Raw genomic sequence first — 20,552 nt, 5'->3', positions numbered from 1 at the left:
TATGATATATCTACAAATTATTTAAAGGATGTGTTCGAGTTATGGCAATGACAGTAAAAAAAGATAATAATGAAGTAAGAATTCAGTGGAGAGTTGCAGATATCAAAATTCCAACAAGTGAAATTAAGAACATTTCACAAGATCAAAATATCCATGAAGTACCAAAACTCGATAGAGATAAAGTTTCGAGAATCGGTTCTACATTTGGAAAAACGAACCGCGTTATCATCGATACTGATGACCATGAATACATTATTTATACGCAAAATGATCAAAAAGTTTATAATGAAGTTACCAAGTAATTCATATAATAACTTCACTTAAATAAAATTAATAAAAAGAGGTATAACGAGTAAATTTAAATTTTACTCGTTATACCTCTTTTCTTCTATAACAAATGACCTAATGAGATTTTCACTTTGCTATAAATAGCTTGAACCATTTACCGCCTTTCAATTGTAATCTGCTCGCTAATTAATAAGCGTTCTCAATTACCTTCTTAAATCAACAATGCTATAATATATTTATATTAATGAAAGAAGGTGTGCAGCATGTACGTTGTAACAAATCGAATCGATGTTAAAAAAGGCTTCGCAGAAAAAATGGCATCAAAGTTTACTCAAGGTGGTAAAATCCAAGAATTAGAAGGCTTCCAAAAAGTTGAAGTTTGGCTTATTGATGATGAAGCAGATTACGATCAAATGTATATCAATACTTGGTGGGATTCTGAAGATGACTTTAAAGGTTGGTTGAAGAGCGATGCTTTCAAAGAAGCACATGAAGGTAAATCAAAAACTAAAAGTGACGATTCACCTATCCTAGGTAATAAAGTAGTTAAAGCAAATGTGATTTCAGAGCTCTCATAACTCTGACGTTATATTAGCGATACCAGTACCGGTAGTTTTTACAGTTCATACATTATATGACAAATTAAAAATAACCATAAAGTATCTATATTGATAGATTGCTTTATGGCTTTTTGTATGACAATACTTTAGTAATACAATGTGATATTTAATCTGTAAAGGCGCCTATTAATTGAAATATAAATGTGCCATCAATGAAATAATAGGTAACGCAATGATCGTTCTAATTAAGAAAATAACGAAAAGCTTAAAAATACTCACAGGTATCTTTGATCCTAAGATCACACCGCCTACTTCTGATAAGTATATTAATTGAGTAATACTTAATGCACCAACTACAAATAAAGTAATATCATTACCTACACCTTCAATTAAAATAGATGGTAAAAACATATCGGCAAATCCAATTAATACAGTCTCTGAGGCTTGTACAGCTTCAGGAATTTGTAGTAATTCTAAAAATGGTACAAATGGTTTACCAATAATTGAAAATAAAGGCGTATATGTCGCGATAATTGTAGCTAATGTCCCTACACTCATGACTACTGGCAAAATAACGAACCACATATCAATCACTGTTTTAAAACCTGATTTGAAAAATAATCTAAAACCAGGTGCTTTAATACCAGTTTCTGTAGCCATGTCAAATCCATGTCTTAATGGCGTTTTGTTTTCTGGTAGCTGCTCAGTTCTCATTTCCTCAGAAACTTCTTTTGCATATTCATCTTTAATAGATTTTAAAGGCCAAATCCTTGGTAAAATAAATGCACACACTAAACAAGAAATAATAACCGTTAAATAAAAATAAAAGAAATGGTTTTGCATGTGCACAGTTTCTGCAACAACAATTGCAAAGGTAAGAGATACAACACTAAATGTAGTTGCAATCACTGTTGCTTCACGTCTTGAGTAGAATCCTTCTTCATATTGTCTACTTGTAATTAAGACACCTACCGTACCATCACCAATAAAAGATGCTAAATTATCTACTGTAGAACGACCCGGCAATGTGAATAATGGTCTCATAATAGGTCTAAATACTGGTCCTAGTAATTCCAATAATCCATATTCCATAAGCAATGGTAAGAATAGTGCAGCAAAGAAAAATACCGTAACCAACGTCGGTAGTAAACTTTCAAATACAAGACCACCTGTGTCTGCAGAATATATGACTTCAGTGCCGACTTTTAAATATGTAATCCATACAAATACAACTGCTAATATTCTCAAAATGAGCCATCCGATTTTAACATTAAATGCGTTGTACATTAATCCTTCCGGTGCTAATTTATTTTTCAGTACTGTAGAACATAATACAGATAAAATACCTGATAGTGTAATAATAATCACAATAATTAAAGGCATTGCACCTCCGATAGTGTCTTTCAAAAGTCCAGCTAAAAATGCAACAGGTAAAGTTGTTTGTTTTTCACCATCTTCAGTCACGCTTATTGGCATTAAGAATAAAATTATGCCAATTAAAGACATGATAATAAACTTAAGTCGACCACGTACAATCTGGGCTTTACTATATTGATTCACTCTATTCACCCCTTAGGTGTATTAATTTGATTTTATTTTTAAAAAACAACAGCTATAATTATAACGTATAATGTATAAATATGTAAATCGGTAATTTTTGTCTATTTACTGTCATTTTAAAAAAGTAGAATCGATTCTATAAGCATAGAATTAATTCTACTTTAAATGAAAGCGATTACTTTTGCAATTTACATCCTATTTCTTTACTTAATTTAAATTAAATTTTTCTTAATAAAAATAAAAAGTATGGTACACCTACAATTGCCACAATCACCCCTACTGGAATATCAAGGGGCGGATGGACGCCTCTTGCAATGCAATCACTGATTGAAAGGAGTAAAGCCCCAATCAACCCTGACATTAGCGTAATATGAATGTGTTTATGACCTACAATTCTTCTTGCAATATGCGGCGCTATCAATCCTAGAAAACTCAATCCACCCACAATTGAAATAGATGCACCGGCTAAAATGACAGCTAATAATAGAAGAATCATTTTAATTTTTTTCACTTTTGTCCCTAATGCCGTTGCAATATCATCACCTAATGACAAAATATCGAGTTGATGACAATAATATAGAATAATCGGAAGTGCGATGATAAACCAAGGCAAAATAACCCAAACATTCATCATACTGTGACCATACAAACTACCTGTTAACCAAACTAATGCCGTATTTGCATCCATTGGATTTCGAATTAATAAATATTGCACAATTGCTGTACAAATCGCACCAATTGCTAAACCTATAAGTGCAAGTTTTGAGCCTTGAACATTAAACTTAGATATCAATACAGTTAATATGATACTAATACACAATGCTCCTGCAAACGAACCAAAAGGTAGTATGAACAACGGTGCAGAAGGAAACAACATAATAATTGTTACAGCAGATAAACTGGCACCTTTTGTAATACCAATAACATCTGGAGACGCTAGGGCATTTCTCACGACACCTTGTATCAATGAGCCAGATATTGCTAAACTACTACCAACAATTATTGCTAGAAACATTCGAGGTATTCTATATTCATTTAAAATAAAGTTATCATGATTAAATAAACTTTTAACCGCTTCAATTGGATTCATAAATACAGCACCGATAGACAATGATGCGATTGCAGAAATTATTAACAAAACTGTTACGATGCTATAACGCAAAGTTAATTTACCCATCATAATCTATCAACTCCTTTAATTGTTATTAATAAGAAGTATAGTGCGCCTACAAATGAAGTCACGATACCAACTGGTGATTCAAATGGAAAAGCAATTAATCGACTTAAAACATCAGATAACAATAGTAAATCTGCACCAATCACCATTGTCAGTGGAACCATTAATCTATAATCTGCACGTATATAGTGTTTTACAATATGAGGTACAATTAATCCTACAAATCCAATTGGTCCTGCAATTGAAACGGATGCCCCTGCAAGTACAATGACCAATAAACCAGTGGCTATTCTTACTAATTTAACATTTTGTCCTAAAGACGTAGCTAAATCTTCACCAAGTTCCATGATTGTTAGTTGCTTAGCAATCGCAATGGCCCCTATAAATGCGAGCACAAACCATGGTATGACACCTATAATTTGTGGCCATTGTATTGTAGATAATGAACCCACAAGCCAAAACATTACCGTTGAAGTTGCATCTTCATTTAAAAGGATAATGCCTTGAGTCAAGCTAGAAAAAAATAGATGGATTGCCATACCAGCTAGTGCTAGTTTAACTGGCGTCATGCCCTTAGTGGATCCAGATAGAAAATATACTGTAAGTCCGCCTATAAATGCGCCTATAAATGCAAGTATTGTTGCGAATTCAGATAAAGCAGGTACAATCATAGTGATAAAGACGATAACAAATGAAGCACCGGCATTCACACCAAAAATTTGAGGTGATGCCAATGGGTTTCTCGTCATTGCCTGCATTAACAGACCTGCTACACCCAGGGCAGCACCAATGAATAAGGCTGCCAACATGCGTGGCATACGCACATTATGTATTAAAAATGTTTGTTTCGTGTCGGTATGATGCCATATGTAATCCATGAAATCGTTAAACGTAATATGCGACGACCCAACACTTAAATTGAAGTATATAATGACAAAAAGCGCACACACACTCACAATAAATGTGAGTGCTGTGCGTTTTCTTGTTTTTTTCTCTATTAATTTGGTTGGGTCAATGCTATTTGATTTAGTCATTTACCTGTCACCCTACTTTTGTTGATTATCCTTTTTTTCCTCTTTAGAAATATCTACTAGTTGCTTAGCAATTTCCTCAGAAGAAATAATGCCACGTGCACGTGCCCATGTATTTCGATCTACTACAGAAACACGATTATTTTTCACTGCATCTAAATCTTGCCAAACTGGATCGTTTTCTTGTTTTTTAAGATTTGGATCGTTTTCACCTTTGTCTGCCATAATAAACATACGTCCAGGATTAATATCTGACAGTACTTCGGCATTTAATTGTAAGTAAGGTCCTTTTAAGTATTTAGATAAGTTATCTGTTTTTGTTTTATTTAATGCATTATTAAAGCCTAATTCTTTTAATAATTGACCTACGTATGTGTTTTCAGGATGTGCAAGTAGTCCTGATTTCGCTACTACTGCAGGTAACACGGATTGTTTTTTATCCATAGTAATTTCTTTACTATATTTATCCATTAATTCATCGTGTTCTTTAAGTCTTTCTTTACCTTTATCTTCTTTACCGACTGCTTTAGCAATTGTTTTAAAGGCTTCTATATTATCTTTATAATCACTATCAAAGCTTGGTAACATAATCGTTGGTGCAATTTTTTCTAAATCTTTTTGAATACCTTTATGTCTATTCGTATCTGCAATAATGACATCCGGTTTTTGGTTGCTGATTTCTTCTAAGTTTGGTTGTTTACGTGCGCCTACAGATGTATAATCACCAATTTCTTTTCGTATTGGTTTCAAAATTCTATTCTTGTCACCATCATCAGCTACGCCTACTGGTTTCACATTTAAAGCAGCTAATGCATCAACAAATGAGAATTCAAGTGCAACAACACGTTTAGGATCTTTGGCAACTTTAGTAGTACCTCCATCATGTTTAATCGTCACACCCTCTTTATTGTCATCACCTTTATCCGATTTACTCGAATCATTATCACTGACACTACCACAGGCAGCCAGTATGACTAGTGTTAAAGTTAAAAACAGGATACCCATAATTTTATAACTATGTTTCATCGTTTTCACTCCTTAGATATGTATAATTACATATTTAATTCTATTGATAATGATTATCGGTGTCAATAAAAACTTTTAGTCTTTTTATTAAAGCTTAAAACGATTTGATTTTTCAACATTAAAATTGTTACACAAATTTTCTATGATCTCATCGTGATGATAAGCTTTTTTTAAATTAACCATATACATACTATGGGCTAATGCTTTATAACCTAAACTGAATTGTATTTTATCACCTACTTGATAGTAATCTTGATTCAATAAATCAAGCATGACATGATCACTCGTAGCACCTGCAATGCTTATATGGTGATGTAACGGTTGGATATCTTCAACAGCTGTATCTAAATTTCCTATATCCACAATCGCTTGTAAGTATTGATGTCCGGTAGCAATATTCATTCGAGGTTTAATTTCTACAATTTCCGCTTCTAAGGTTATTGCATTTTGATATAAAGAAGCTATGGATTGATTTGTTGTTGTTTCTACACCTCTAAATAAAGTTTCACCTATTCTTAACTCATTAATTCTGCCAAAATCTCTATAAAGCATTTGGGGAATCATACTCGAATTGCCACCTGAAATAATTGAAAATTTCATATTTGTCTCACGTTCCACTGAATCTACAAATTGATTGATTAAAGCCACATCTTCTTCTGTAGGTATGACTGATTGAAAACACATAAAATTAAACGCAAGACCAACGATTAACACATGGTGCATGTACAAAATTTCATTAATATAATCAATGATGTCATAGGTAAGAATGCCCTCTCGACCGTCTTTCCAATCTACCATCAACAATATTTTATGTTTTGTACCTTTTTCCCTAGCGATATCATTTAATCGTCGAATCGTTGTTATTTCAGTTTGGATACTGATATCCGTTTGCTGCACGACATCGTTTAATTCGCTTCGACTTGGCGTCCTAATCATCATAAAAGATAGATCTTCATTTTTACTTTTAGTAATGTTCTCAATACGGGCATCTGCAAAGTGTGTCAATCCGATTTCTTTGAGTGTTTCTACAATTCTATTATCACCACCAACACACTTAATTACGGGTGTAAATCGTATATGATTTTGATTAAAAATAGACGATAGCACTTGAGCATTGTATTTTATTTTTGATAAATTTATTTTTACTTGCGCCATACGTTACACCTCTTTATATATCGGATTCCTCAAATCTATTGTTACATATTGTTTCACTTTGCTTTCCATTCTCATTCTTAATAAAGCTTTAACAGTAATTGTCGGCCCAAATAGCACATTTCTTAATTTTTGGGCATGTGGTTTATGGGGATCAATTGCTTGTTCTACAATTTCACTTACAATCTCAAATAGCTGTGTTTCTTCAACCCCATCATATTGAGAAAAATGATGAATCAGTTCCGCAATTTGATTTTGAATTACAGCATGTTGAAATTTAGCAATGACTGATTCTATATTTTCTGCTATTAAACTTTTATTTGTAAGCGTGATATTGGGCAATTTTTGTTGTAATGTTGATAAATCAATTCTTGAACCACCTAAATCTCTAATAATAAATTGCATTTGATAATTAGGACCTAAATTAACAATTGTATTTTGCATATGTGCTTCTAACGCAATACCATAATCTTGTATATAGGCTACTAAAGGATCAATCAATGTTTTGGTATAAACACTGAGAAATTTCTTAATCGTACCCTCTGTAATTTCATCATTAATCCAATTCAAATAACTATCTACTGTTATTTGGTTATCAACTGGATTTCTATTAACTAAACTCGCTGTCACTATAGTTGTACCATTATCAGCCAAATAGGGTTGATGTCTGACAATACAAGCCAAATGACGTGCAATATCAGGCTCCGTCTTAGCATGAATACCAAACGGCTCCATAGAAACATGCAGTTGAGGATATATATCTAGCATATCCTGTAATTCATAACTGAGTTTAGGCCCATCTACCGTTGTCACACTAGACACTGTACGTACTGCACTTGTGGCTTGTACATCAACTGGTAACTTGATATGGTAAGGTTTCCCTATTAATTGCATCGTTCTAAATGATAGTGTTGCTTTTGCTTCAACTTCAAAAGGTGTTGGTAATAAATACTTAGATTCAATCCATTCTGCAAATTGATGCGGAATAACCTTTTCATACTGCCAAGGGTGTACAAACATTAAACTATAATCATTTAATTCCAAGTCGTGAACATCCAAGAAGGCTTTTAATTTATAACGATATTCAGGAACAATCTCATCTAAAATGAAGTCCGTATCGTTTTCCATAGATGTTATGACACAATGTTGTTTATGTATAAGCATGATTGGCAAACCAATTATTTTTTCAAATTCTGGTGCATATTGTTTAATCTCTGCTTCTGATAAAGGTAACTTCGTCTTTGATAAAGGGTGTGTTGGATGACCTTCGATGACAAGACTTTCTGAATAACTTAAGTCATTAATTTGTTCAGTATCTGCCATATGTTGAAGCCATGAAAAGAAATTAATTGTTTCAGGCATTTTTGAAAATTTAAGTGTTGCATGAATTAGCGATTGTCTATGATTAAAGTGTTCATACGTTAATGCGAACCCTTCTCTACTGGATAGCAATTCTTCAGTTAATCTTTGACTAATTGGAATATCAAAATGAGTATCCAGTACAGTTAAAAGTTGTTCTAATGAAGCAATCTCAGTCTCTACTTTACCTTTGATATAGGAGATAGCACCATAAAATTCATATCTTTCCATAGCACTCTTTCTAGATTTTTGTAATTTCAACACTTGGCCATGAATTTGCAATTCAACAAAATGCTCATACTCGTTAAAAAACATGTTTTCAGGAAAAATTTGTTCTTTAATAATTGCATTAAAAATACGATATTGTACATTTCTATCTGCTAACTGCCACGTTTGATGCATCATGCAATACTGCCTCCATTTTTTCTTTGTCTACTAATCACACTAAATACGAATGCGATGATAAATGTACTTATACCCATGATGACGAAAGTTTCAATAATCCCGATAAATTCTGCCAAGAAACTCATGACCATTGCGCCTAAAGGAATCATTCCTCTGTCCATCATTACGACGCTGAGTATTTTACCTCTATGTTCTGCTTTCACTCGATGTTGGAAGTAAATTCTATTTGTAGTGCGTGCCCATTGGCTAAAAAGACCTATAAAGAATATAGATGTAAATAACAACCAAGTTTGACTGCTAATTGTACAAAGCAGTGATACTCCGAATAAAATCGAACTCACGTAATACATTTTCACCATTGATACTTTCTCTAAAATATTAGGTAAAATCATGGTTGCAATAATACCACCTATCGCACAACACGTCATAGCACTCCCAAAAATAGTCACTTGGTTGGGAAATGTTTTATCCGTTAATACTGGTAATAACGTTGTATAGGTAAATCCAGTTGCCATAATCAATAATGACGTCACAAAGATTCTAGATCCTTCTAAATTTTCTTTAAAATATGTCATCACATACTTTATGCTTACATCTGTATTTTCCTTAGCTATTATATGCTCACTAAAGTTCAATGGCAAACAAAGTATGAGTGATACAAGATAGCAAAACGCTTGAACGCCAAAACTTATTTCTGCATTGTAAGTAGCCATGATAAAACCTGCGATGGCGGGTCCAATCGATCTACAAATATTAATAATAAATGAGTGATAAGCAACAGCCTGAGTCGTCGTTAATCTTTGAGTTAAATCTGGTAGCACTGCTTGACGTACTGGTGTTTCTATAGCGCTCATTATTCCCCGCCCAAGCGCATAAATTAAAAATACAACAATAGGTAGTTTTGCATGTTGAAATGTTAAAATACATAGTATAGTAGTTAATATGCAAGACGCTGATACAGTTATTTTTAAAAGATTACCTTTTTCATATTTATCTGCCAAACTGCCCGCCCATACACTTATGAGCAAAATGGGTACGAGTCGGAAAAAATTAATTAATCCGAGATAAATTGCGTTATGATATAAAGTAAATACATACCAATTCAGCGTAATTTGTCCAATCCAGTTCCCTAAAAACAGTAAGAATGAACTTGGAAAAAAATACTTTGCCATGTAATTCCTCCTGTTTTTTTAATTGATAATAATTATCATTATCGATAATATGGATTATACAAATATCTTATACGTTTGTAAAATAATTTTTTTAGAGGTGCATTATGAATTCCAAAATAAACGACAACAATTTAATTAATAAACTTACTAATGATGAACAATACGCGCTGTCTTATATACAATCTGTAAACCCTTCTTGGGCAGAGGTATTTAATTCTATATTATTAGAAAGTCGAGATAAAATTTCACAAAGATTGATAACTTCAATGCATCGGGAGAATTTAGTTAATTGCCGAGATTACAGTGAAATCATTGATACTAAACAGTTATCTTTCACAATAGCTACACCACATACGAAAGTATTAACAATTTCATTCCCACATGCACAAAGAAAGTTATATGCGCCTATTTTAGGACAACATGCCTTCGACAGAATTAATGTGACAGGGCCATTTTATTTTGAACAAAATAATGAATATCATCGTATATTACATCCAAGTGAAATATTATCGTGTATTTTATTAGAAGCACCTCACTTAGATAATGAGGCAAGTATGCAGTTCAAAGAAGATATGGATAATAGCGTAGCTAATATGGCCATAGCATTAAGTTATCAGGCGTATACACTGACTGATGATAGCGAACCATTGTGTGAACTCATTTACGCATCGGCCGATCCGTATTTAAGGTCTGAGCAAGCAGTTGTCGAAGGTCATCCATTACATCCAGGTGCCAAATTACGTAAAGGTATGACACCTGAAACTGCAATTGCTTATTCTTCTGAATTTGCAAATAACATCAAATTGCAATTTATATTAATTCATAAAAATATCGCTAAAACACATGCTTTAAATAATAATTATAATGACTTAGTCTACAATTGCTTTGATGGTTTACATGATTCAGCAGTTAAAATACTCGGTAATGACAAAGTTGATAATTACTACGCGATGGCTGTACATCCATGGCAATATGATGAAATTTTAAAACAAGATTATATTCAAGAACTTGAAAAAGGACTCATTATCCCTGTTGACTACGAATTAGATTATTTTGCAGGTTTATCATTTAGGACGCTGATGCCTGAATTACCAGAAACATTACCACATATCAAGTTATCCACTAATGTTCACATTACTGGTGAAATTCGTACTTTATCTGAACAGACAACAATTAATGGGCCACAAGTTACAAGAATATTAAATAATATTAAAAGCACAGATAGTCTCTTTAAAAATATTAAGGCAGATACGATTGATGAGCTCGCAAGTATACATTTTTATAATCCGCAAGACGCCGAATCGATACAAACCATTAAAAGTGAACAATTAGGTACACTATTTCGTGAAAACATTTATAAATCTATTCAAAGCAATACCATACCGATGATTCCATCAAGTCTTGTTGCTAACTATATCAATAATAGTGAAACACCTATATGGACATTAATTAAAAAATACAAAAAAGCACATCAATTCGAGAGTTATGATGAGGCGAGTATCCAATGGATGCAATCGTATGCTCAAGCATTAATAGATTTAGCATTACCGTTATATGTAAAATATGGCATCGCTTTAGAAGCTCACTTACAAAATTCAATTGCGACATTTAAACATGATGGTTCTATAGATAAGCTCTATATTAGGGATTTTGAGGGTTTACGTATTGATGAGCACTATCTAAATAGCATGGGTTATTCTACCGATACATTTCATGAAAAGTCATTAATATTAACTGATCAATCTCAAACCGTATTTAACAAAGTCTTCTATTCAAGTATCCAAAATCATCTCGGTGAACTCATCGTATCCATAGCTCAGGCTAGTGAAAGTAAAGACTTGGAGACTTCAATTTGGTCTATGATTAGCAATATGCTTCATGAAAAACTTCAAGTAATCTCACAAACTATGGATGATACGACTAGAATCAAATCAATTAAATCCATTTTATTTGCTTCGAAAATTGATTATAAATGTGTAACGACAATGAGATTAGAAGATGAAGCAGACTATTATACGTACATCAAAGTCGATAACCCACTTTACCGTCCGCTAGATTAAAGTAAAAATAGATTGAATGAATGCGTTTATATTAATTTTAAATACGAAAAAAGTACCGATAAAGCCTAGGCTTTATCGGTACTTTTATTAGATTCTCAATTAATTATTGTAAACCTTTGTCCTCATTGTTTGAGCTTTGGTTTTTTTCATTTTTTTGAGACCATTCTTTTTTAGTCATTACATCTTCAACGCGCATATTAACTTCAACTACGTCAAGACCAGTAATATATTTAACTTGTTCTTTAACTAAGTCAGTTACTTTACGGAAGATTTTTGGAGCTGATTCGCCATATTCTAAAACAACTTTTAAGTCAACAGCAGCTTGTTTTTCACCAACTTCAACACTAACACCTTGTGTTACATTGTTGCTGCTACCGAATGAGCTAGAAATGTTGTCGACAAATCCGCCTTTCATTTCTAAAATACCACTAACTTCACGTGCTGCAATACCAGCAATTTTTTCAATTACTTCATCAGAAAATGATAATTTATTAGTGAACTCAGGTTGTTGATTTTGTTGCTCTTGTCTTTGTTCTTGTTCTTTCTCATTTACACCTGTTTGGTTGTCATAAGCTTGTTTAGCTTTGTTGTTATCTACTGCCATAATACATTCTCCTTTGTTAAATAAAATTTATTTTATAAATACTTAATAATCACTACTACTTTGTTAAATAAAATTTATTTTATAAATACTTAATAATCACTACTACTTTGTTACATCATTTTAATAGATTAACTCCATCGATTAAGGAAATTTAAAAAGTCTTGCTTACGGTCTTTAATGTACCCGATTCCTATTCCAATCAAACATAATACTAAAATTAAAATTGTACTCCAAAAACCTAAAGTTAGGAATAAAATCGCAATGATTAAGAATGTCAAGAAGCCGATAATTCTCCATTTAAAAGTTTTGAAAAAATCAACCACTTCTTGTGTAGAATCTTGTCCATTTTGGTTATTATTGTTAGCCATGATAACCCTCCCTTACAACACACGTTTGCCTGAAGTTTTTTGATCTCTAACGTTAACCTCTAATTTTGAAACAGGTAATTCTGTAAAATGCTCAACATTTTGCTTGATGTCATTTCTAATTTCTTCTGTTAAAGATTTAACCTGAACATCACCAGGAACAAAGAAATCTGCTTTTAAAGCAATGTGAGATTTCTTCTTCTTGTTATAAAGTTTTGCAATGACGTTTGGTTGACGTATTTGATCATATTGTGTAAGTGTATCGTAAGCTGATTTTTCAACCGCTTTTCTAGATACATAAATATGACCATCTTCAAAATCTTTATAAAGTCCAGGTTTTCTATACGTAGGTTTAAACAAGCTGAATACTAAAATGAGACCAATAATAATAAGTAATGCGGCTAATCCAATAAGTGTTGGTTCAAACCAGTTAAACTGAGTAAAATAATCTTGATACTGAGTTATTCTGGAATCTTTTATATACATAAAGAGTAAAAAGCCAACAATTACTACGATTAAAAGACCAAGGATAAAATTCTTAAGTCGTTTCACCTCGTATGACACCTCCTATGCTTTGATAATATGTACTTGTCATACAGAATACATACCCTTAAAAAAATTCTTAAAAACATTTTTATTGAATTTTATTTTTAACAATTTTGACAAAACAAATTGAGACTCACTATTAAATTTTGCTTATTTACTATTTTGTTCAAATTTATCTTCCTGATTTGCTTTACGATATTGTAAAAGCTTATCATCTGAAATCATTAATTTATTACTAGGCCTTGGTTTTTCAATAGATAATGATTTAAAAAGTGACCAAATCATAAATATAATAACAATCGAGAATGGCAAGGCTGCGATGATTAATAAGTTCTGAATAGATTGCGTGCCGCCAGTATAAATCATAATCATAGCGAATAATGCTAAAATAATGCCCCAACTTAATTTAACAAAACCTGAAGGATTGATACTGCCCTTCGAACTAAGCATACCTAAAACATACGTAGCTGAGTCAGCTGAAGTTACAAAGAAAATCATAATAACGACTAATGTCACTATACTGAGTACAAACCCTAATGGAAAATGTTCTAACGTCGCAAATGTCGCTGTTTCGGTTGCTTCTTTTGCAATATTGGCAATTCCATTTTGTTGTAAATAGATGGCAGACGCACCAAAGACTGCAAAAAATAAGAAACAAACAACTGCTGGTACAAATAGTACCCCCAGTACAAATTCTTTAATCGTTCTACCTCTAGAAACACGTGCAATAAATATACCTACAAATGGTGCCCATGAAATCCACCATGCCCAATAGAATATCGTCCATTGTTGTAGCCATTGGAATTTTTCTCCGCCTGCTTGTGGGATACGTAAACTCATATTAAAGAAATTCGCAATGTAGTCTCCCAATGAATTGGTAAACGTATTTAAAATATTCAATGTTGGTCCAACACAAAATAGAACAAGTAATACAATAAAAGCTAAAATCATATTGATATTACTTAGATTTTTGATCCCTTTATCAATACCAGACCACGCTGACCATGTGAATAATACGGTTGCTATCACAATAATAATGACTTGTGTTACAAAATTCGACGGAATATCGAATAAGAAATGCAAGCCTTCATTGATTTGTAAAGCACCAAATCCCAATGTTGCTGCAACACCTGTAACTGTGGCAATGATAGCTAAGACATCTATCGAACCACCTATAGGTCCTCTCATCATTTTAGTTCCTAAAATAGGTGTTAGTGTAGCACTTACTAAACCTGGATAACCTTTATGAAAATTAAAATAAGCAAATACAAGTCCAACTATGCCATATACAGCCCAAGCATGAACGCCCCAATGGAAAAATGAGAATTGCATAGCTTCATTTATGGCGGTTTGTGTACCTGCCTTATGTAACGGTGTTAAAGTGAATGCATGGCTAATAGGTTCTGCAGTTGTCCAAAATACTAAACCGATACCCATACCTGCACTAAATAACATGGCAAACCATGATTTTAAAGAGAATTCAGGATCTTCTCCTTCTTTCCCTAAAGTAATAGATGAATACCTTGAAAATAATAAATAAACACAAACAATCAAAATAAATAATACAAGTAATAAATAATACCAGCCAAAATTGACTGCAATAAAATTCGTAATATTTTGCGTAACTATTTCAAGTTGCTTAGGTAAAACTGCACCATACACCACAAATAGCGTACAGATTAGTAATGCTACCCAAAATACCAATGTTAATTTATTTAGACGCATATCAAATTTACACACTCCCTATACTTTATGTATGATACATACCCTATCTTTTTGCATATATTCGTATACAGCGAACAGTGTTACAGATAATTAAACATTAATAATCACGCTTCAAAATTAAAAAAACATCTTTTAAATTAACCATTGCTAAGTGGCCTAATTTAAAAGATGTTTATAATACGTTTATATTGCATGTTTAAATAAAATGACTTTGTTTACACTTATAGTTTAATAACCAGTTTGCCTATCATTCCTTGGTTTTCAAGTTTAACATGCGCCTCGTATAAATGATCGACAGTTAAACCTTCAATCACTTCTGTAACAGTTGGTTTATAAATACCCGCTTCGATTTTTTCAGTTATATCTGTTAAATAATCACGATGTATTTGCATATCTTCTGTTTCATGAATTGGACGGGCTGACATGAATTCATGTGTGAATGTAATACTTTTAGGTTTGAGTAAGTTTAAATCTTGCTTATTGTTAAAGGCTACAATCGTAACTATCGTGCCTCTAGGTTTTACTAATTCAATCATCTTTTCATAGTACATATCCGTATCAAATGTACAGAAGATATAATCTACTTCACTTATTTCATATTTCTTGAATTCTTCAGCTAAATCATTTTTATGGTTAAGTACAATGTCTGCACCCATATCTTTGGACCAATTAATTGTTTCTTCACGTGATGCTGTTGTAATAACATTTAAACCGTAATGCTTTGCGATTTGCGTAGCGATACTTCCTACACCGCCTGCACCATTAATAATTAAGATAGATTTACCTTTGTTTTCTTCTGGATTAAATGAAATTTTAAAAACATCAAATAATGTTTCATATGCTGTAAGTCCTGTTAAAGGCAAGCTTGCCGCTTCTACATTTGATATATTCTTTGGTTTTTTAGCAACTAATCGTTCATCTACTAATTGCAAAACTTGGTTAGACCCTTGATATTTTGGAGATCCAGAATAATATACCTCATCACCAACATTAAAATGGCTTACATCTGGTCCTACCGCCTCAACAATACCTACACCATCATAGCCCAATATGCGTGGTGCATGCTCTACTGGTGTTTTTCTTATTTTTGTATCTACCGGATTCACACTGATTGTTTTAACACGAACCAGTAATTCATATTGCTTTGGTTGTGGCGTTTCAGTATCAAACTCGTAAAATAAATTACCTTCATCTAAATTAAAATTTTTATCTGCACCGATCGCTTTCATAACATGCATCTCCTTAATAATTAGTTATTATCCGAAACTTGAACGACTTGTTTACCAAAGTTATCACCTGTAAATAAGTTTCTAAAGGCTTCTGGTACATTATCGAATCCTTCCATTACTGAAGTTTTTGTTTTAATCTTATCTTCTTGTACCCATTGCGCAAGTTTTTTACTTGCATTAGCAAAATCATCGGCATAATTTGCCACGATAAAGCCTTGCATTAAGGCCTGTGATTTAATAATAATTGGCTGAATACGTGGGCCATATTCTATTTCTGTATTATTGTAACCTGAAATAGCACCGCACACAGGTATACGTGCAAATTGATTTAAGTGTTTCATTGCTTCATCTCCGACAGTACCGCCAACATTTTCAAAGTAAACATCTACACCATTAGGTACTGCTTTGGACAGTGCTTCTGAAAAGTTATCTGCTTTATAGTCAACAGCCTCATCAAATCCTAAAGAGTCAGTTAAATAGTTCGTTTTTTCTTTGCCACCAGCAATCCCCACTACGTGTGCGCCTTTTAATTTAGCTATCTGACCCACTACTGAACCTACCGCACCTGAAGCGGCTGATACTACAACCGTTTCTCCTTCTTGGGGTTGTCCAATTTTTAATAAACCATGATATGCCGTTTGTCCCGTCATACCTAGTACACTTAGATATAAATATAAAGGGATATTCGTTTGCGTAACCTTAATGGCATGCTTTGCTTTTACATTCACAACTTTTTGCCAAGGGAAAGTACCTGTAACAATGTCACCTTTATTGAACCCATCCGCATTGGATTCAGTTACTTTACCAACGATGTGACCATTCATTGCTTCATTTAATTGGAATGGTGTAATATATGATTTACTATCATCCATTCGACCTCTCATGTATGGATCTACTGAAATATAGAGCGTCTCAATTTGTATTTCTTCACTATCTGGCATACCAACTTCAACTGTTTCATACTTGAATACATCATTAGAAGGAATACCTTCTGGTCTTTTGGCTAATACGATTCTTTCTGTTTTCATTATATTGCCTCCATTCACTCTTTTCTTATATTCTATAGAGATAGTTTTGTTCTATCAATCAAATCGCTTATTTAGACTTATCCGCTCATGTTATGATTTGGCTATATTATACAAATTAAACTTAATATTGAAGATAGGGGAAATCTATTGTGAAACTAAGTATATTAGATTATGTTCCAATATTTGAAGGACGTAGTGCAACCGACGCAATCAATCACGCTGTAGCTTTAGCACAATTATCCGAACAATTAGGTTATCAACGTTATTGGATTGCAGAACATCACCAAGTATTGTCTGTTGCTTCTAGCGCACCTGAAATGCTAATGATGTCTTTATTAGAAAATACGACATCGATTAAAATTGGCAGTGGCGGTATCATGTTGCCTCACTATAGTGCCTATAAAGTCGCTGAAATATTTAAAGTTATGGAAGCACGCCATCCAAACCGTGTAAACATAGGTACTGGTCATTCTCCAAGTTATAAAAATGTCAATCAAGCACTAAATGAATTTAAATCAGAGCAACCTGACTACTTAACGCAAATTAAAGATTTAATACATTATTTTAATGATGACACAGATAGTAACCACCGTTATAAGGATTTACGTGCCACACCGATAATAGAAACCAAACCGGATATGTTCATCTTAGGTACAAGTAAAACAAGCGCTACACTTGCGGCTAAACAAGGGCTCTCTTTTGTCATTGCGAACATGGGGCAAAATAAAAATCAAATACAATCAGTGATTAATCATTATCGTTGGTTGTTCAAACAATATCACCCAGCAAAACAGTCATATGTAATTATGTCTTCTTTCGTCATAACAGCTACCGACGCAAGTCAGCGTGAGTCATTAGCACATGCTTTTCATCTATGGTTATTGCGAATTAACTACTTGGATCAACCTAAATTTTATCCATCGACCTCTTATGCAGCACAACGAAAATATTCGTCCCGCGAATTAGAAAAAATAGAACAACATCAAAATAGAGTTATCGTAGGTTCTCCAGATGAAGTCATCTCAAAATTAAAATTAATGATGACAGATTTTGATATTGACGAAATCATGATTCAACCACACGTATTTGGTGAAGAAAATCGTAAATCATTATTAAATTTATTATCTCAAGCTAATGCTTAAATAAGCCAGTGCTACCAACATGATGATTGGGTAGACACTGGCTTATTTTGTTAATGCTTTTCATTTCCCCATAAAAATGTGTTGATTTTATCTATGACAGTTTGATTATCATGTAATTCACTATGTTCTGCTTGAGGACCCGTCACTTTAAAGGTTTCATAACTTGCTATGTAATCTCCTAGTAAATATTCCAACGATTTTGAAGATACATTTGTTACACGTCCATCTGAATGTGTGCCATCGCCAATATCACCATAAATATTTAACACATGAGCATCTTTAGGATATTCATGCTTCATTGGTAATATATCTTTATAATCTTTTAACATTAAATTAGGTTTTCCTTGATTGTTCAATGTTATATTTAAATCTAAACCATTGATGTCTACTTCGCCGTTAAAATTTCCTGCTAAACTAACTTGTTTATTTAGTTTTGGTAAATGCAGATCATCACCATAATTCAACATATAATAACTGAAAGATTGATTACCCATGGAGTGTGCTACAAAATTAAATTTATTAAAATGATACTGTGCCATGGTCGCAATGATGACATTTCGAATCCACTGTGCATTTTTGTTTAAATCTTTATTTGTATTATCTTCTAAAATAATGTCAATGATTGGATTTTTCGCATTAAAATTTAAATCCCCTTCAAATGTCACCATTCCATTTCGAGATACCCTTGCCCTAACAACATCTTTTTCATTATCTAATTGGTAAGCAGCGTTCACTAATAACTTCATTGAGTTTCCTGTACCTGCATAACCATGTAAATAAAACGTGGGTATATGACTACGATCGTTATGACTAATTTTTCTATTGTCGTTAAATTTAAAAATTGAAATTGTAATGATGACAAATAAAATAATCATCATTACGATAGTTGTATATATCGCTGTTCTCTTTTTCATATTCGTACTCCAAATTAAAAAATTGTGTACTACTATTATAGATTAAATGACTCAAATAAGCATCATTTAGTAGTCATTGTGATATCTATAATAAATAAAAAAAGCTCCAGCTTATGCTGGAGCTTTAAAACGATGATTAATTTGAACACAAATTGCTGTTGCAACTCGTGTAGCAAATCTGTAAGCGAACAATAGATTCGCAACAGTTTCGGTAATATTAACGTTTTGAGAATTGTGGTGAACGACGAGCTTTTTTAAGACCTGGTTTTTTACGTTCTTTCATACGTGGGTCACGAGTAAGTAATCCAGCGCGTTTTAAAGAACCTCTGTATTCAGGATCAGCTTCTAATAATGCACGAGAAATTCCGTGACGGATTGCTTGAGCTTGTCCAGTAAATCCTCCACCTTGAACGTTAACTAATACATCATAGTTACCTTTAGTTTCTGTTACATCGAATGCTTGGTTAATGTCTAAAATTAATGATTCGAATGGTAAATAGCTACGTACATCGCGACCGTTTACAGTAATATTACCTTCGCCTGGTACTAAACGTACACGTGCTACTGAGTTTTTACGACGGCCTGTGCCTCTATATTCAACTTGTGCCAATGTAATTTCCTCCTTTTAATTAACCACGTAACTCGTAGTTTTCTGGTTGTTGTGCAGCGTGTGGATGTTCAGCGCCACCATATACAAATAATTTTTTACCTTGTTTTTCACCTAAACGAGTGCTTGGTAACATTCCTTTAATTGAATTTTCAAGTAAACGTTCTGGGTTATTCGCTTTTAACTCACCAGCTGAAATTGATTTAATTCCGCCTGGGTGGTTAGAGTGACGATAGTACATTTTATCGCGCTCTTTATTACCAGTGAAATGGATTTTTGAAGCGTTGATGACGATTACGTAATCACCTGTATCAACGTGTGGTGTATAAGTTACTTTATTTTTACCGCGTAAAATAGCTGCTACTTCTGATGATAAACGACCAAATGTTTTACCTTCAGCATCAATAACATACCATTTGCGCTCAATGTTTGATTCATTAGCCATAAATGTTTGACGCATATAATTGTCCTCCTAGAATGAATAAATGTTTCTCGTTTAATAGTTTATACTTTTTAAAACTTAGATTTCATTTATTTTATTAATTGTTTGTTTCTACGTGCTTCTATATCGTGTTACACAATAAGATTCCGGGGCTTATCGT

Annotated in this window: 20 protein-coding genes; 4 read left to right on the top strand and 16 right to left on the bottom strand. The window is 33.0% G+C overall.

Features of this window, described 5'->3' with window-relative positions; genetic code table 11:
* The first annotated feature begins 41 nt into the window (after positions 1-41).
* A complete protein-coding gene (locus tag KA893_RS09345; RefSeq protein WP_002482662.1) occupies positions 42-302 on the top strand; it encodes a SunI/YnzG family protein in 261 nt (86 codons plus the stop codon).
* 249 nt (positions 303-551) lie between these two features.
* Complete coding sequence (locus KA893_RS09340) at positions 552-866, top strand: heme oxygenase (protein ID WP_041080828.1); 315 nt, start codon at positions 552-554, stop codon at positions 864-866.
* Between the two features lie 168 nt (positions 867-1,034).
* On the opposite strand, the gene KA893_RS09335 is transcribed toward KA893_RS09340, so the two are convergent.
* The 7 genes from KA893_RS09335 to KA893_RS09305 form a co-directional block, all read right to left on the bottom strand.
* Entirely contained in the window at positions 1,035-2,408 is a 1,374-nt protein-coding gene (locus tag KA893_RS09335) for a YjiH family protein (RefSeq protein ID WP_041080826.1), read from the bottom strand.
* Between the two features lie 217 nt (positions 2,409-2,625).
* A complete protein-coding gene (locus KA893_RS09330; protein WP_011302626.1) occupies positions 2,626-3,588 on the bottom strand; it encodes a FecCD family ABC transporter permease in 963 nt (320 codons plus the stop codon).
* Positions 3,585-4,619 (bottom strand): FecCD family ABC transporter permease, encoded by a 1,035-nt coding sequence (locus tag KA893_RS09325; protein ID WP_041080824.1) that lies wholly within the window; start codon positions 4,617-4,619, stop codon positions 3,585-3,587. Before KA893_RS09325 ends, KA893_RS09330 begins: the two co-directional genes overlap by 4 nt.
* 12 nt (positions 4,620-4,631) lie before the next feature.
* The gene (locus KA893_RS09320; protein WP_145437460.1) at positions 4,632-5,642 is read right to left on the bottom strand and encodes an ABC transporter substrate-binding protein; all 1,011 of its coding nucleotides are present in this window, start codon (positions 5,640-5,642) and stop codon (positions 4,632-4,634) included.
* Between the two features lie 87 nt (positions 5,643-5,729).
* The gene (locus KA893_RS09315) at positions 5,730-6,797 is read right to left on the bottom strand and encodes an alanine/ornithine racemase family PLP-dependent enzyme (RefSeq protein WP_041080820.1); all 1,068 of its coding nucleotides are present in this window, start codon (positions 6,795-6,797) and stop codon (positions 5,730-5,732) included.
* A 3-nt stretch (positions 6,798-6,800) separates the two neighbouring features.
* Positions 6,801-8,558 (bottom strand): IucA/IucC family protein, encoded by a 1,758-nt coding sequence (locus KA893_RS09310; RefSeq protein WP_041080819.1) that lies wholly within the window; start codon positions 8,556-8,558, stop codon positions 6,801-6,803.
* Positions 8,555-9,730, bottom strand: coding sequence for an MFS transporter (locus KA893_RS09305; RefSeq protein WP_069821512.1), 1,176 nt, complete (start codon positions 9,728-9,730; stop codon positions 8,555-8,557). Before KA893_RS09305 ends, KA893_RS09310 begins: the two co-directional genes overlap by 4 nt.
* Before the next feature lie 104 nt (positions 9,731-9,834).
* On the opposite strand from KA893_RS09305, the gene KA893_RS09300 reads away from it, so the two are divergent.
* The gene (locus KA893_RS09300) at positions 9,835-11,790 is read left to right on the top strand and encodes an IucA/IucC family protein (RefSeq protein WP_069838141.1); all 1,956 of its coding nucleotides are present in this window, start codon (positions 9,835-9,837) and stop codon (positions 11,788-11,790) included.
* Positions 11,791-11,893: 103 nt separating this feature from the next.
* Here the strand turns inward: KA893_RS09300 and KA893_RS09295 are convergent, their stop codons facing one another.
* The 6 genes from KA893_RS09295 to KA893_RS09270 all read right to left on the bottom strand — a co-directional run bounded on the left by KA893_RS09295 (position 11,894) and on the right by KA893_RS09270 (position 17,287).
* Positions 11,894-12,394, bottom strand: a complete 501-nt coding sequence (locus KA893_RS09295; RefSeq protein ID WP_041080815.1) for an Asp23/Gls24 family envelope stress response protein — start codon at positions 12,392-12,394, stop codon at positions 11,894-11,896.
* Positions 12,395-12,522: 128 nt separating this feature from the next.
* Positions 12,523-12,762 (bottom strand): DUF2273 domain-containing protein, encoded by a 240-nt coding sequence (locus KA893_RS09290; RefSeq protein WP_037537971.1) that lies wholly within the window; start codon positions 12,760-12,762, stop codon positions 12,523-12,525.
* 12 nt (positions 12,763-12,774) lie between these two features.
* Positions 12,775-13,311, bottom strand: coding sequence for an alkaline shock response membrane anchor protein AmaP (amaP, locus tag KA893_RS09285; protein ID WP_011302617.1), 537 nt, complete (start codon positions 13,309-13,311; stop codon positions 12,775-12,777).
* A 144-nt stretch (positions 13,312-13,455) separates the two neighbouring features.
* On the bottom strand, positions 13,456-15,030 hold the full coding sequence (locus KA893_RS09280; protein WP_069838142.1) for a BCCT family transporter: 1,575 nt from the start codon (positions 15,028-15,030) through the stop codon (positions 13,456-13,458).
* A gap of 221 nt (positions 15,031-15,251) precedes the next feature.
* Positions 15,252-16,259 carry a zinc-binding alcohol dehydrogenase family protein gene (locus KA893_RS09275; protein ID WP_069838143.1) on the bottom strand — a complete coding sequence of 336 codons (1,008 nt, stop codon included), beginning with the start codon at positions 16,257-16,259 and terminating at the stop codon, positions 15,252-15,254.
* A gap of 20 nt (positions 16,260-16,279) precedes the next feature.
* Positions 16,280-17,287, bottom strand: coding sequence for an NADP-dependent oxidoreductase (locus tag KA893_RS09270; RefSeq protein ID WP_069838144.1), 1,008 nt, complete (start codon positions 17,285-17,287; stop codon positions 16,280-16,282).
* Positions 17,288-17,436: 149 nt separating this feature from the next.
* Here KA893_RS09270 and KA893_RS09265 point away from each other — a divergent pair, with 149 nt between their 5' ends.
* Positions 17,437-18,429: an LLM class flavin-dependent oxidoreductase gene (locus tag KA893_RS09265; protein WP_069838145.1), complete on the top strand. Its 993-nt coding sequence runs from the start codon at positions 17,437-17,439 to the stop codon at positions 18,427-18,429.
* A gap of 50 nt (positions 18,430-18,479) precedes the next feature.
* On the opposite strand, the gene KA893_RS09260 is transcribed toward KA893_RS09265, so the two are convergent.
* The 3 genes from KA893_RS09260 to rplM form a co-directional block, all read right to left on the bottom strand.
* Positions 18,480-19,343: an alpha/beta hydrolase gene (locus KA893_RS09260; RefSeq protein WP_069838146.1), complete on the bottom strand. Its 864-nt coding sequence runs from the start codon at positions 19,341-19,343 to the stop codon at positions 18,480-18,482.
* A gap of 217 nt (positions 19,344-19,560) precedes the next feature.
* A complete protein-coding gene (gene rpsI / locus KA893_RS09255; protein ID WP_002482644.1) occupies positions 19,561-19,953 on the bottom strand; it encodes a 30S ribosomal protein S9 in 393 nt (130 codons plus the stop codon).
* A gap of 19 nt (positions 19,954-19,972) precedes the next feature.
* Entirely contained in the window at positions 19,973-20,410 is a 438-nt protein-coding gene (gene rplM, locus KA893_RS09250) for a 50S ribosomal protein L13 (RefSeq protein ID WP_002482643.1), read from the bottom strand.
* Between the last annotated feature and the right edge of the window lie 142 nt (positions 20,411-20,552).

It is taken from the genome of Staphylococcus sp. GDY8P126P (assembly GCF_017891965.1).
Classification (GTDB): Bacteria; Bacillota; Bacilli; order Staphylococcales; family Staphylococcaceae; genus Staphylococcus; species Staphylococcus saprophyticus.
The sequence above is the reverse complement of the archived record's forward strand: the minus strand, read 5'-3'. Positions and strand labels throughout refer to the sequence as shown.